13 protein-coding genes and 1 tRNA gene are annotated in these 13,314 nt (G+C 49.8%); 12 read left to right on the top strand and 2 right to left on the bottom strand.

Going from position 1 to position 13,314, the window contains the following annotated elements:
* Nucleotides 1-131: 131 nt before the first annotated feature.
* Together upp and ABCW45_RS17140 are read right to left on the bottom strand one after the other, a co-directional pair.
* Nucleotides 132-761, bottom strand: coding sequence for a uracil phosphoribosyltransferase (gene upp / locus ABCW45_RS17145; RefSeq protein ID WP_015554563.1), 630 nt, complete (start codon nucleotides 759-761; stop codon nucleotides 132-134).
* Between the two features lie 131 nt (nucleotides 762-892).
* On the bottom strand, nucleotides 893-1,756 hold the full coding sequence (locus ABCW45_RS17140; RefSeq protein WP_117470250.1) for a hypothetical protein: 864 nt from the start codon (nucleotides 1,754-1,756) through the stop codon (nucleotides 893-895).
* A gap of 305 nt (nucleotides 1,757-2,061) precedes the next feature.
* On the opposite strand from ABCW45_RS17140, the gene ABCW45_RS17135 reads away from it, so the two are divergent.
* The 12 genes from ABCW45_RS17135 to ABCW45_RS17080 all read left to right on the top strand — a co-directional run bounded on the left by ABCW45_RS17135 (nucleotide 2,062) and on the right by ABCW45_RS17080 (nucleotide 13,070).
* A complete protein-coding gene (locus ABCW45_RS17135) occupies nucleotides 2,062-2,775 on the top strand; it encodes an IMP cyclohydrolase (protein ID WP_343221250.1) in 714 nt (237 codons plus the stop codon).
* 47 nt (nucleotides 2,776-2,822) lie between these two features.
* Complete coding sequence (locus tag ABCW45_RS17130) at nucleotides 2,823-4,001, top strand: phosphoribosylaminoimidazolecarboxamide formyltransferase (RefSeq protein ID WP_343221249.1); 1,179 nt, start codon at nucleotides 2,823-2,825, stop codon at nucleotides 3,999-4,001.
* Between the two features lie 73 nt (nucleotides 4,002-4,074).
* Nucleotides 4,075-4,157 (top strand) — tRNA-Leu (locus tag ABCW45_RS17125).
* A gap of 81 nt (nucleotides 4,158-4,238) precedes the next feature.
* Nucleotides 4,239-4,586 carry an anti-sigma factor family protein gene (locus ABCW45_RS17120; protein ID WP_015554559.1) on the top strand — a complete coding sequence of 116 codons (348 nt, stop codon included), beginning with the start codon at nucleotides 4,239-4,241 and terminating at the stop codon, nucleotides 4,584-4,586.
* A gap of 59 nt (nucleotides 4,587-4,645) precedes the next feature.
* Entirely contained in the window at nucleotides 4,646-7,279 is a 2,634-nt protein-coding gene (gene polA / locus ABCW45_RS17115; RefSeq protein WP_343221248.1) for a DNA polymerase I, read from the top strand.
* Entirely contained in the window at nucleotides 7,280-7,864 is a 585-nt protein-coding gene (gene coaE / locus ABCW45_RS17110) for a dephospho-CoA kinase (RefSeq protein WP_117483602.1), read from the top strand.
* Entirely contained in the window at nucleotides 7,861-8,658 is a 798-nt protein-coding gene (locus ABCW45_RS17105) for an MBL fold metallo-hydrolase (protein ID WP_117470254.1), read from the top strand. The genes coaE and ABCW45_RS17105 overlap by 4 nt, the downstream gene beginning before the upstream one ends.
* 286 nt (nucleotides 8,659-8,944) lie before the next feature.
* Entirely contained in the window at nucleotides 8,945-9,217 is a 273-nt protein-coding gene (locus ABCW45_RS17100; RefSeq protein WP_015554555.1) for an ACT domain-containing protein, read from the top strand.
* Nucleotides 9,218-9,237: 20 nt separating this feature from the next.
* On the top strand, nucleotides 9,238-10,602 hold the full coding sequence (locus ABCW45_RS17095; RefSeq protein ID WP_015554554.1) for a PFL family protein: 1,365 nt from the start codon (nucleotides 9,238-9,240) through the stop codon (nucleotides 10,600-10,602).
* Between the two features lie 12 nt (nucleotides 10,603-10,614).
* Entirely contained in the window at nucleotides 10,615-11,253 is a 639-nt protein-coding gene (locus tag ABCW45_RS17090; protein ID WP_343221247.1) for a histidine phosphatase family protein, read from the top strand.
* Nucleotides 11,253-12,479 (top strand): class I SAM-dependent methyltransferase, encoded by a 1,227-nt coding sequence (locus ABCW45_RS17085; protein WP_117503928.1) that lies wholly within the window; start codon nucleotides 11,253-11,255, stop codon nucleotides 12,477-12,479. The genes ABCW45_RS17090 and ABCW45_RS17085 overlap by 1 nt, the downstream gene beginning before the upstream one ends.
* A 42-nt stretch (nucleotides 12,480-12,521) precedes the next feature.
* Nucleotides 12,522-13,070, top strand: a complete 549-nt coding sequence (locus ABCW45_RS17080; RefSeq protein ID WP_015554552.1) for a hypothetical protein — start codon at nucleotides 12,522-12,524, stop codon at nucleotides 13,068-13,070.
* Nucleotides 13,071-13,314: the final 244 nt, after the last annotated feature.

Raw genomic sequence — 13,314 nt, 5'->3', positions numbered from 1 at the left:
TGAAAAAGAGTTAGAGAGTCTTATGCCATGGTCAAAAGATCTTCCGGCTGAGTGTTATAGCAAGCGCCGCAAATGAGCGGCGCTGTATTTGGCGTGGGGCGAAGGATTTGACCTTTACCTATAATCCTAAATTACTTCGTTCCAAAAATACGGTCACCGGCATCTCCAAGACCCGGGCAGATGTATGCGTTCTCGTTTAATTCACGGTCAAGATGTCCGACATAGATCTGCACATCCGGATGTGCCTCATGAAGTCTCTTCACGCCTTCCGGAGCAGCGATGATGCACATGAATTTGATGTGCTTTCCGCCATGCTGCTTGATAAAGTCGATAGCCGCAACTGCAGAACCGCCGGTTGCGAGCATCGGATCTGTGACAACGATCGTTCTCTGCTCGATCGGATTCGGGAGTTTGCAGAAATATTCGTGCGGCTCATGAGTCTCCTCGTCGCGGTAGAGACCGATATGACCGATCTTCGCGGACGGAACGAGGGAAAGGACACCGTTTACCATTCCGAGACCTGCGCGCAGGATCGGAACGATGGCTAATTTCTTGCCTGCAAGCATCGGGGTCATACATGTCTCGATTGGAGTCTCGACCTCAACGTCCTCCAGAGGGAGATCGCGGAGTGCCTCATATCCCATCAGAGTTGCGATCTCCTCAACAAGAGTACGGAACTCATTTGTTCCTGTGGTCTTCTTTCTTAACATGGAGATCTTGTGCTGAACCAGCGGGTGGTCAATATACGTTACATTTTCCATTAATAGATACCAGCCTTTCTGTGATCTGCCAAAGCCTATAGACCGATTGGCAGATCATGTTTTTTCCTTCCCTTTATCATACCAAAACGCAGGATAGAAATCAACCGGATCGTTTCTCAGATCATCTATTGTTATTTTGTTTCCGGTGAATATTTTACAAGGGCATAATCACCCGCCGCATGGCTCACCGGAACGATCAGGTAGATATCTCCGTCTTTTTCGTAGGAAAACGCCTGTGGGAATGTCCCGTCCTTTACGGAAGTAAAATCACATTCTGCAAAAACCGTCTGCCAGAGTTCTTTTCCACTGGACTTGATGGAATCCTTTACTTCAGCTGCTGTGTCCGCCGGTTCTACCACCACAACGTTATCGGAAGAAAGATATTCCGCGATGGAATCCGCATCTGCATACGCAGTCAGACCGATTGGTGATCCTGTATTTAAGTTCACAGAGACGGCATAGCGCACATTTGACGGATGGGCTGTTTCTGCAACATTTACCATTCCGTGGAATGTAAATACCGCCTTGTTTTTATCGAGGGATACCAGATCACAGTTGATGGAAACCTCATCCTTTTCGGTGTCCAGTTCCCAGGCAGTGATGATCGAGGTCGCCTCTTTCTTTAAAAGCTCATTGACGGCCTGGGTCATGGATGCATCACGGAGATTGGAGAGGATCGGGTATTCGATGGAGACCTTTCCGGTCTTTTCGGTCGCGATCTTCGATTTCACGCTTAACGCGTCGGAGGCGTTGGAATCCTTTTGCGTCTCGACCTCAGAAGATCCGGCTTTTGAAGCATCCGTTTTTGAGGAGTCACTTTTTGAATTGTCTGCTGCCGGATCAGCCTTTGTTTCATTGGAAGTAGTTTCCGCCATGGTCTCCGCAGCGGACGTATGAATTCCAGAGATGTCCACAGCCTCGTGTTTTTTGCATGCGGTGATGGATAATGCGGCAAGCATTGTCAAAGCGGCAAATTTATAAAGATTTTTTCTCATAAGAAGATCAGCTCCTTTTATCGTATTTTAATGCGGCACCGGAATAGGCGAATGGAAGAAAGCCTGTCCGGTACCAGGTTTATCTTTCTAAGACAGTTATATTATATCATGAAGACCTGCCTCTTGTACATGAACGCCACATTACGATTTTTTTAAATAAATGAAAGCATTTCATAAGAAAACGCCGGGATCGTTGATAAGTAATTTTAAATACTCAATCTGCAGGAAGTATGTTATCATAAAATTAAAACCCGTCGCCGGTACAAATTCCGGTGATCTTATACGAAAACAGGAGGAGTACTTCCATGAAGTTATTATCACTTTCAGAGGAGTTAAAAAACAATTCTTATCCGGGAAGAGGAATCGTGATCGGAAAATCAGCCGATGGAAAGACAGCCGTGACCGCATATTTTATCATGGGCAGAAGCAGCAACAGCCGCAACCGTGTCTTTGTGAAGGACGGTGAGGGGATCCGTACCCAGGCGTTTGATCCGTCAAAGCTCGAGGACCCGAGCCTCATTATCTACGCCCCGGTGCGCGTTCTCGGAAATAAGACCATCGTGACAAACGGCGACCAGACCGATACGATCTACGAGGGAATGGACCGCCAGCAGACCTTCGAGCAGTCCTTGCGCTGCCGCGAGTTTGAGCCGGACGGCCCGAACTACACTCCGCGCATCTCCGGGATCATGCACATCGAAAACGGAAAGTACAACTTTGCAATGTCCATCTTAAAGAGCAGTGACGGAAATCCGGAGAGCTGCAGCCGCTTTACCTACGCGTATGAAAAACCGGTAAATGGAGAAGGACGTTTTATCCACACCTACATGAACGACGGAAACCCGCTCCCGAGCTTTGAGGGCGAGCCGAAGCGCGTGGCGATCGAAGGCGATATCGACAGCTTCACAGCGAATGTATGGGAGAACCTGAACGAAGACAACAAGGTTTCCCTTTTTGTACGATTCATCGATATCGAGACAGGAAAGTACGAGACAAGAATCGTAAATAAAAATCACTGATCCCATAAAACGAAATCATTTCCATATCAAAAGGAGCAAAAGAAATCATGAATGAAATGGAATTAAAATACGGCTGCAACCCGAACCAGAAGCCGTCCCGTGTGTACATGGAAGACGGAAGTGATCTCCCGATCACCGTATTAAACGGAAAACCTGGCTACATCAACCTTCTCGATGCCTTAAACGGCTGGCAGCTTGTAAAGGAATTAAAAGAGGCGACCGGACTTCCGGCAGCAACCTCCTTCAAACATGTTTCTCCGGCAGGCGCCGCTGTGGGACTTCCGATGGATGAAGTTTTAAGAAAGATCTACTGGGTGGATGACCTCGGCGATCTCTCCCCGCTTGCATCCGCTTACGCGAGAGCGAGAGGTGCGGACCGCATGTCCTCCTTCGGTGATTTTATCTCCCTCTCCGATGTCTGCGACGTTGACACCGCAAAACTCATCAAGCGTGAGGTTTCCGACGGTGTGATTGCTCCTGGCTATGAGCCGGAAGCTCTTGAGATCTTAAAACAGAAAAAGAACGGCAAATACAATGTGATCCAGATCGATCCGTCCTACGTTCCGGCACCGATCGAGCACAAACAGGTATTTGGCGTGACCTTCGAGCAGGGAAGAAACAACTTAAAGATCGATAAGGATCTCTTATCAAACGTTGTGACAGAGAACAAGGAGATCCCGGATTCCGCAAAGATCGACCTTATGATCTCCCTGATCACCTTAAAATACACGCAGTCCAATTCTGTCTGCTATGTGAAGGGCGGACAGGCCATCGGCATCGGCGCAGGCCAGCAGTCCCGTGTCCACTGCACACGTCTCGCGGGCCAGAAGGCTGACAACTGGTTTCTCCGTCAGGCTCCGCAGGTATTAAACCTTCCGTTTATCGACAAGATCAAACGTGCGGACCGCGACAACGCCATTGACGTTTATATCGGGGACGAGTATATGGATGTTCTCGCAGACGGTGAGTGGCAGAAAGTATTCACCGAAAAACCGCCGGTATTCACAAAAGAGGAAAAACGCGCATGGCTCGACAAGATGCAGGATGTGGCCCTCGGCTCTGACGCCTTCTTCCCGTTCGGTGACAATATCGAACGTGCCCACAAGAGCGGCGTAAAGTATATCGCACAGCCGGGTGGATCTGTCCGTGACGACAATGTGATCGATGTGTGCAATAAATACAGAATGGCGATGGCATTCACCGGTATTCGTCTGTTCCACCACTAAAATCTCCTTGCAATTTTCATGTTCTTATGATAGAATTATATGCGGCTGTTGAAATACACAGCCGCGAAGATATGCCGGCGTGGCGGAATGGCAGACGCATCAGACTCAAAATCTGACGGGGGTAACTTCGTGCCGGTTCAAGTCCGGCCGCCGGCAGAAACGAAAAGACATGACTTTCTCACGATGGTCGTGTCTTTTTTGCATAAAAGGAAATTCTGATAAGAGGAGGCGTGTTCCATGACCTGTGTGGAAGCAGAAAAAATGGTGGTCCCGTATATGAAGGATGAACTGTCCCCGACTGAACTGGAAGACTTTCTTGACCATATCCATACCTGTGAGAACTGCCGGGAGGAGCTGGAGATCCACTATATGGTGGATGTGGGTTTAAAAAAGCTGGATGAAGCGGATGGAACATACGATATCGTGGGAGATCTGAAACGAAAGGTCGCAGAATCCTACCGTTCGCTGCGCCATATTTCCATGTTTCAGATCACAACCTATGCAGTCTCAACGCTGACTGGAATGGCTCTGATCGTCATGATCCTTTTGCAGCTTCGGATCTGGAATACGTTTGGATTTCTATAAAGAGATGTCTGACGGATCATCACAGATCCTTTTAAATATTATCGAAAACAGGAGTGAACATGGAAAAACTTGTACTGATCGACGGTCATAGCATCTTAAACCGCGCGTTCTACGGAGTGCCGAACCTGACAAACTCGGAAGGTCTCCACACGAACGCGGTCTATGGTTTTTTAAATATCTTATTCAAGGTTCTCGATGAGGAGAAAGCGGACTACCTGGCGGTGGCCTTTGACTTAAAAGCGCCGACCTTCCGACATAAGATGTTCGACGCCTACAAGGGAACAAGAAAACCGATGCCGGAGGAGCTTCACGAGCAGCTACCGCTTATGAAGGAAGTTCTGACGGCCATGGGTGTTCCGATCCTCACAAAAGAGGGATATGAGGCGGACGATATCCTTGGAACCATCGCGAAACGTGAGCAGAAAGACGGATATGAGGTGACGATCCTCTCCGGAGACCGGGATCTTTTACAGCTTTCCGATACCCATATCCGGATCTGTCTTCCGAAGACAAGCCGTGGAACCACAGAAGTACACAACTATTACCCGGAGGACGTGATCCGGGAGTACCAGGTAACACCGGAGCAGTTTATCGAGGTGAAGGCCCTGATGGGCGACCAGTCTGACAATATCCCGGGGGTTCCGTCCATCGGTGAGAAGACGGCGACAAGCCTCATTGTGCAGTATCAAAATCTGGAAAACATCTATACCCATCTCGACGAGGTGAAACCGCCCCGCGCGAAAAAGGCGCTGGAGGAGCACAGAGATCTTGCGGAGCTTTCCCTGAAGCTTGCAAGGATCTGTGTCGATGCCCCCATTGAGTTTTCCATGGCGGACGCGAAGCTGGAGAATCTCTACACGCCGGAAGCTTACGAATGCATGAAGCGTCTGGAGTTCAAGTCCATCGCAGCGAGATTCGGCGAGGGGATCAGGAATGAGGGCGGACCGGAGAAGCAGTTTGTCCTCGTGGAAGATTTCTCAGAGGCGGACGCGCTCTTTGAAAAGGCAAAGAAAGAAGATCACATCGGTATGGAGCTTCTCGCGGAGAACGGATCCGTGACAGCTCTCGCTTTAAGCTTTGAGGAGACCGGAAGCTATATTTTCCTGGTCGGAGGTTTTATGACGGAGAGCTATATCGCCGGAAAGTACGAAGAGCTCTGCCGCACAGGCCATGCCTGGGTGCTGGATCTCAAGCATTCTTTGCCGTTTGCGAAGCTTTCCTACGGGGATACCGTTTACGATGCGGGTGTCGCGGCGTACCTTTTAAATCCGTTAAAGGACACCTATGGGTACGATGACATTGCGAGGGATGTTCTCGGCATGACGGTCCCGTCAAAGACAGACCTGATCAAAAAGATGTCCTATAAGGACGCCTGCGCGAAAGAACAGGATAATTTTACGCGCATGGCGGGACTTATGGCATACACCGCTTTTGCCGCCGGGAAACCGCTCTCAGAGCGTCTGGCAGCAGAAGGAATGGAGGACCTGTACCGGAATATCGAGCTTCCGCTGATCTATACGTTATTCCACATGGAAGATGAGGGAATTGCGGTCCGCCGGGAAGAACTCACCGCCTACGGCGGGAAATTGAAGAAACAGATCGCCGTTCTCGAGAAGGAGATCTGGGAGATGACAGGACAGGAGTTCAATATCAACTCCCCGAAACAGTTAGGCGAGATCCTGTTTGAGAAGATGCAGATCAAGGGCGGAAAAAAGACAAAGACCGGCTATTCAACAGCGGCAGATGTCCTTGAAAAGCTCGCCCCGGATTACCCGGTGATCCAGAAGATCTTAGATTACAGGCAGTATACAAAGTTAAATTCCACCTACGCGGACGGTCTGGGAACATATATCAAAGAGGATGGCCGGATCCACAGCCGCTTTAACCAGACGATCACGGCGACAGGCCGGATCTCCAGCACGGAGCCGAACCTCCAGAACATTCCGATCCGCATGGAGCTTGGACGGGAGATCCGGAAGGTCTTTGTCCCGCGGGACGGATTCCTGTTCCTGGATGCCGACTACTCCCAGATCGAGCTGCGCGTTCTCGCCCACATGTCCGGCGATGAGCGTCTGATCGAGGCATATAAGACTGCCCAGGATATCCACGCCATCACGGCATCCCAGGTATTCCATATCCCGTTAAACGAGGTGACACCACTGCAGCGCCGCAACGCGAAGGCGGTCAACTTCGGGATCGTGTACGGGATCAGTGCCTTTGGGCTCAGCGAGGACCTGAGCATCTCCAGAAAAGAGGCCATGGAGTATATCGAGCGGTATTTTGAGACTTACCCACAGGTCAAGACATTTCTTGACAGCCTTGTGGCTCACGCAAAGGAACAGGGGTACGTCACCACCATGTTCGGACGCCGCCGCCCGGTACCGGAATTAAAGTCCTCGAACTTTATGCAGCGATCCTTCGGTGAGCGCGTGGCGATGAACTCCCCGATCCAAGGAACCGCCGCTGATATCATCAAGATTGCCATGATCCGGGTGGACGAGAGACTGAGAAGAGAGAATCTTCGCTCCAGACTGATCCTGCAGGTACACGATGAGCTTCTCATCGAGACAGCAGAGGACGAGAAGGAGACAGTTATGAAGATCCTGTCCGAGGAGATGCACCATGCAGCATCCTTAAAGGTGGAGTTAGAGATTGACATGCATGACGGAAAGAACTGGTTTGAGGCGAAATAAATGGAACAGAAGAAGAAAATTATTGGAATTACAGGCGGTGTCGGCGCTGGAAAGAGCAGTGTGCTGGCGGTATTGAAAGAGGATTTTGGAGCGAAGATCATTCTGGCGGATCTTGTGGCCCACGATCTCATGGAGCCGGGAAGCGAGGGACTGAAAAAAGTCACGGAAGCCCTCGGAACCTCATTTCTCGACCCGGACGGGTCCGTGGACCGGAAGGCACTGGCGGATGTGATCTTCCGCAATAAGGATGCGTTAAGGACCATGAACTCCATCATCCATCCGCTTGTGTGGAAGACCATGAAAGAGGCAGCAGAAGCGGCTGAGGAGCAGCTTGTGATCATCGAGGCGGCAGTCTTTGACACCGCGCCGAAGGATCTCTTTGATGAGCTGTGGTATGTCTACACCACAAAGGAGAACCGGATCATCCGCCTTATGGCAAACCGGGGCTACAGCCGTGAAAAGTGCGAGGATATCATCGGAAGACAGGCATCGGAGGAAGAGTACCGCGCGCTCTGCGACCGGGTCATCGACAACAATGGGGACGAGTCCGATATCAAACGACAGCTGAAGGAGATTCTGGAATGAGATTTGTTAGTATCGCCAGCGGCAGCAGTGGAAACTGCATCTACACAGGAACGGAGGAGAGCCACATCCTGATCGATGCCGGTATCAGCGCGAAGCGGATCGAGCAGGGGCTCAACGAGGTTGGATTAAAGACAAGCGAGCTGGACGGGATCTGCATCACTCATGAGCATTCTGACCATGTGAAGGGACTCGGCGTCCTCGCGAGAAAATATGAAGTCCCGATCTACGCGACGGAAGGGACGTTAAATGAGATTAAGAATATCAAGGGTCTTGGAGAGTATCCGGAAGAGCTTCTTCACCCGATCCTTCCGGACACGGAGTTCGCCCTGGGGGATCTGACAGTCAAGCCATTTCACATCGATCACGATGCCGCAGACCCGGTGGCATACCGGATCCAGTCGGGAAACAAGTCCGTTGCGGTAGCGACGGACCTCGGCCATTTTAATCAGTATACCGTCGACCATCTGCTGGATCTGGACGCGGTGCTTCTGGAGTCCAACCATGATCTCAGAATGCTGGAGACGGGACCGTATCCGTACTACTTAAAGCGCCGCATCATGGGGGATTTCGGACATCTTTCCAACGAAAACGCAGGGCGTCTCTTGAACTGCATTTTAAGCGGCAGATTGAAACATATATTACTCGGCCATCTGAGCAAGGAGAACAATATTCCGGAGCTGGCCTATGAGACTGTACGTCTGGAGATCGACATGGGAGATTGTCCGTACCATGCAGACGATTTCCATCTGGCCGTGGCGAAGCGGGATGAAATGTCGGAGATCATCAGCCTGTAGTCAGAGAGAATGTCCCGGCATATTCGGGCGTCCCGCGTATTGTACGGAATTTTCAGTTCGGAAAATTCCTATCTGTGTACAGTAACTCACTTACATCTTTACGCTGGTGCATCTCAAAAAAAGCTTGCATCTTATGGGATGTAATGATATATTTTAAGAAAATTTTTATGCTTTAACACTGTATAATGCTACCTTTCCCGAGATTCCCGCCTTTCAATAGAACATATCTGCCGGGCCGGATCAAATTAAGATACGTGGAAGGCACAACACAAGGAGGAAAATTTTCATGGATAAAGTTATTATCACTGTAGTAGGAAAAGACACCGTAGGCATCATCGCAAAGGTATGTACATATCTTGCGGACCATAAAATTAACATCCTTGATATTTCCCAGACCATTGTTCAGGAATATTTCAACATGATGATGATCGTGGACGGAAGCGGCGCAAGCGTTTCATTCGATGAAATGGCTTCCGGTCTCGATGAGATCGGTGCTGGAATCGGCGTCAACATCAAGTGCCAGCGTGAAGAAATCTTTACAAAGATGCACCGTATTTGATTAGGGAGAGGGAAAAGATTATGATTACACGTCTGGAAGTAAATGAGACTAACAATATGATCGAGCACGAGAACCTGGATGTCCGTACCATCACCCTTGGCATCAGCCTTTTGGACTGCTGCGACTCCGATCTCGATAAATTAAATGAAAAGATCTACAACAAGATCACGACTCTCGCTAAGGATCTGGTTCCGACAGGAAAACAGATCGAGCGCGATTTCGGAATCCCGATCGTAAATAAGAGAATTTCCGTGACACCGATCGCCCTGGTGGGCGGTGCCGCATGTAAGAGCCCGGAAGACTTTGTGACTATCGCAAAGACCCTGGATCGCGCGGCAAAGACGGTGGGCGTCAATTTTATCGGCGGATATTCCGCTCTTGTATCCAAGGGCATGACGACAGCCGATGAAAATCTGATGCGTTCCATCCCGCAGGCGTTAAAAGAGACAGATTTCGTCTGCAGCTCCATCAACGTCGGCTCCACAAAAACAGGTTTAAATATGGATGCTGTCCGTTTAATGGGCGAGATGGTCGTAAGAACCGCGGAGTACACAAAGGACAACGACTGCTTAGGCTGCGCGAAGCTTGTTATTTTCTGCAATGCACCGGATGACAACCCGTTCATGGCAGGTGCATTCCACGGTGTCACAGAGGCTGACGCGATCATCAATGTAGGTGTTTCCGGACCTGGTGTTGTAAAAACAGCGCTGCAGTCTGTCCGCGGCGCTGATTTCGAGACGTTATGTGAGACGATTAAAAAGACTGCATTCAAGATCACCCGTGTAGGCCAGCTTGTTGCGAAAGAGGCATCCGCACGCCTCGGTATCCCGTTCGGTATTATCGACCTGTCTTTAGCGCCGACTCCGGCTGTGGGCGATTCCGTTGCTGAGATCTTAGAGGAGATCGGTTTAGAGCGCGCAGGCGCACCGGGTACAACGGCCGCCCTCGCTATGTTAAATGACCAGGTAAAGAAAGGCGGCGTTATGGCATCTTCCTACGTCGGCGGTCTTTCCGGCGCATTTATCCCTGTCAGTGAGGATCAGGGAATGATCGACGCGGTCAATGAGGGTGCGCTCACCATTGAAAAATTAGAGGCTATGACCTGCGTATGCTCCGTGGGTCTTGACATGATCGCAGTTCCGGGAGACACAAGTGCCGCGACCATCGCCGGAATCATCGCGGACGAGGCGGCGATCGGCATGGTAAACCAGAAGACAACGGCGGTCCGCCTGATCCCGGTAATCGGAAAAGGTGTGGGCGAGACGGTAGAGTTCGGTGGTCTTTTAGGACATGCGCCGATCATGCCGGTGAACTCATTCAGCTGTGAGAAATTTGTAAGCAGAACCGGACGGATTCCGGCTCCGATCCACAGCTTTAAGAACTAAACAGGAGAAACTATGAGAATCTATCTGATCCGTCACGGCAGGCAGAACAGCCCGCTTTGCAATGTAAATGTGCCGCTTTCCGATGCTGGAAGGCGGCAGGCTGAGCTTCTCGGGGAGAGGCTGAAAAAAGAATCCATTGACGCCGTCTGGTCGAGTGATCTGATCCGAGCATGTGAGACAGCCGATATTATCAATGACAAGATCCAGGCACCGCGGATCATCCGGGAAGGTCTCAGGGAGATCTCCTTCGGTGAGCTGGAGGGACTTTCCGACGATGTGATCATGGAGCGCTACGCGGATTTTTTTGCCGCCAGAGCTACCATGAAGGAGGATCTTCCGTATCCGGGCGGGGAGAACGCTGCAGATGTGATCCGTCGGGCCGTTCCGGTCATGGATGAGATTGCAAAGTCTGGCGCAGAGACCGTAGCTGTCGTCACCCATGGGGGCGTGATCCGGAGTCTTGTGACCCATTATCTCCATATGGACGGCGCATATGTTCCGCTGCTCGCGAAGCATCTGGAAAACTGCGGGATCACGGAATTTTATTACCGGGAGTCCGACGGGGAGATGTTGTTAAACCGTTTTAACGATTTCGCCCATCTGATGGATGAGTTGGAGCTTTTGCGCGGCGGTTGGGGAGAGAAGAAGTGATGGAAAAGAGAGAGATTCACAGTGTACTCACTGATTTTTTAAATGAGCGTCTGATGCAGGTTACGGCCAGCGGACAGGCGGAGAAGAACGATTTTCTGAAAGCCAAGATCCGTCCGGTGCTGACGAAAGGTGTCCTGCATTTTCAGGCAGAGGAGTTTATCGGAAAGCAGGCATTCCACAAGAATCTCACCGCGGAGGAAGCGGTGGATTATCTGGAAGGTCTTATGGAGACAAGCTTCCGGCAGCTTCAGCTGGAGGCACAGGATAAGAGTGGGACGGTTCTTGTGAGCAAGAAGGGGAAGATTACCGTGAAGGTGAAGAAGAAGGCTGCTATGGCAAACGTGGCAGCTTCCGCTTCCGGCCAGGATAGCGGGTCCACCGGCGGTTCGGATGCGGCTCTTCAGGCTGCATGGGCGAACGGACTTTCCCATAACCGAAAGAAACGGTATATCCTGGAAGAGGGAATTCCGGTTCCGTTCCTTGTGGAACTTGGTGTCCAGACGAAGGAAGGGACGATTGTCCACGCAAAATATGACAAATTCCGCCAGATCAACCGGTTTCTGGAGTTTATTGAGGATGTGCTTCCAAAGCTTGATAAGAATCAGGAGACCAGGATCATTGATTTTGGCTGTGGAAAGTCTTATCTGACCTTTGCGATGTACTATTATCTCAAGGTCTTAAAGGGCTATCCGGTGCGGATCACTGGTCTGGACCTGAAGACAGACGTGATCGAACACTGTTCCCGTCTTGCGAAGAAGTTTGGATATGACTCACTGGAGTTCCTTCATGGGGATATTGCTTCCTACGAGGGAACAGATGAGGTCGATATGGTCGTGACGCTCCATGCGTGTGATACTGCGACGGATTACGCGCTGGAAAAGGCGGTCCGCTGGAATGCGAAGGTGATCCTGTCAGTTCCCTGCTGTCAGCATGAGGTGAATAAGCAGATGGAGAGCGAGTTGTTTGCGCCGGTGTTTCATTATGGAATTATCAAGGAGCGGATGGCAGCGCTTTATACAGATGCCCTTCGTGCGGAAGTGCTGGAGGCTATGGGATACCGGGTGCAGATCCTGGAGTTTATCGATATGGAGCACACGCCTAAGAATCTTTTGATCAGGGCAGTGAAGCAGGGGAAACGGAAGGAGAACCGGGAGGCGATCGAGGCGATCCTGAAGGAGATTCATACGGAACCTACGTTGTATCGTTTGTTGATGGAAGAGAAGTAAATGGAGCAGCCGCAATGGATTTCATGAGTGAGGTGTAAGGGTATGAGAAAATATATGGTATTATGTTTGACTGCCGCACTGCTCATTTCTGGCTGCCTGAACCAAACGAATGAAAGTGCAGACACCTCAACAGAGACAGAGGAATACGTGCTTAGCACACCGGATACATACAAAAATTTAGAGAGCTTTATCTATGCATATCAGACTTCAGACTCGCCTAATATACGATCAGAACTTCCAACCGAGCGGATTTACTGGATCAATGATAACAATCCATGGAAGACATCCTTGAAGGACATTCAGGTCCGGGAGGGATATTTTTCCTGCCACTATGACAATGGATTTGTCCTATTTACACACAGACTTTCTGATGGAAAGAGTGGTTTGGAGACAATGATCAGAAACAATCCAGACGCAGGTTCAAAAGAAGTACAGGATGGTTTTGAATATTATTATTCGGAAGAAGAGGAGCAGAGAGACTATTTATGGCTCCAGGATCAGACGAATATGCTGGAATTAACGATTCCTAAGAATGTAGAATTAAATTTAAATGAATTGATTTCATTTTTGGAATATCAAACCATCAAATAGAATTTATATGCCGCCCGGATCCATGAAAAGGAACGAGCGGCTTTTAGTATTTTAGTATAAATTAACCTATTGTGCTATTTCAAATAAAACGTTTAAAAACTTGTAAAAACCGCAAAGAATCCCTGTTTTTTGATAAACAAATTTTGTAACTATTCAGTACCTTCATAGTTACACGCAAAAATCCATTCCAGATCAGCTTCGCTGATGGGATTTTTGCCCTCCAGCCTATGTTTTCTTACGGTCA

The organism is Pilosibacter fragilis (assembly GCF_032490495.1).
Lineage (GTDB): Bacteria > Bacillota > Clostridia > Lachnospirales > Lachnospiraceae > Pilosibacter > Pilosibacter fragilis.
Note: the sequence above shows the minus strand (reverse complement) of the source record. Positions and strands in the feature narration are given on the sequence as shown.

Excerpts from the sequence above, each read along its gene's own strand:
- upp (WP_015554563.1), bottom strand. The coding sequence starts at position 761 with ATGGAAAATGTAACGTATATTGACCACCCGCTGGTTCAGCACAAGATC.
- ABCW45_RS17140 (WP_117470250.1), bottom strand. The coding sequence starts at position 1,756 with ATGAGAAAAAATCTTTATAAATTTGCCGCTTTGACAATGCTTGCCGCA.
- ABCW45_RS17135 (WP_343221250.1), top strand. The coding sequence starts at position 2,062 with ATGAAGTTATTATCACTTTCAGAGGAGTTAAAAAACAATTCTTATCCG.
- ABCW45_RS17130 (WP_343221249.1), top strand. The coding sequence starts at position 2,823 with ATGAATGAAATGGAATTAAAATACGGCTGCAACCCGAACCAGAAGCCG.
- ABCW45_RS17120 (WP_015554559.1), top strand. The coding sequence starts at position 4,239 with ATGACCTGTGTGGAAGCAGAAAAAATGGTGGTCCCGTATATGAAGGAT.
- polA (WP_343221248.1), top strand. The coding sequence starts at position 4,646 with ATGGAAAAACTTGTACTGATCGACGGTCATAGCATCTTAAACCGCGCG.
- coaE (WP_117483602.1), top strand. The coding sequence starts at position 7,280 with ATGGAACAGAAGAAGAAAATTATTGGAATTACAGGCGGTGTCGGCGCT.
- ABCW45_RS17105 (WP_117470254.1), top strand. The coding sequence starts at position 7,861 with ATGAGATTTGTTAGTATCGCCAGCGGCAGCAGTGGAAACTGCATCTAC.
- ABCW45_RS17100 (WP_015554555.1), top strand. The coding sequence starts at position 8,945 with ATGGATAAAGTTATTATCACTGTAGTAGGAAAAGACACCGTAGGCATC.
- ABCW45_RS17095 (WP_015554554.1), top strand. The coding sequence starts at position 9,238 with ATGATTACACGTCTGGAAGTAAATGAGACTAACAATATGATCGAGCAC.
- ABCW45_RS17090 (WP_343221247.1), top strand. The coding sequence starts at position 10,615 with ATGAGAATCTATCTGATCCGTCACGGCAGGCAGAACAGCCCGCTTTGC.
- ABCW45_RS17085 (WP_117503928.1), top strand. The coding sequence starts at position 11,253 with ATGGAAAAGAGAGAGATTCACAGTGTACTCACTGATTTTTTAAATGAG.
- ABCW45_RS17080 (WP_015554552.1), top strand. The coding sequence starts at position 12,522 with ATGAGAAAATATATGGTATTATGTTTGACTGCCGCACTGCTCATTTCT.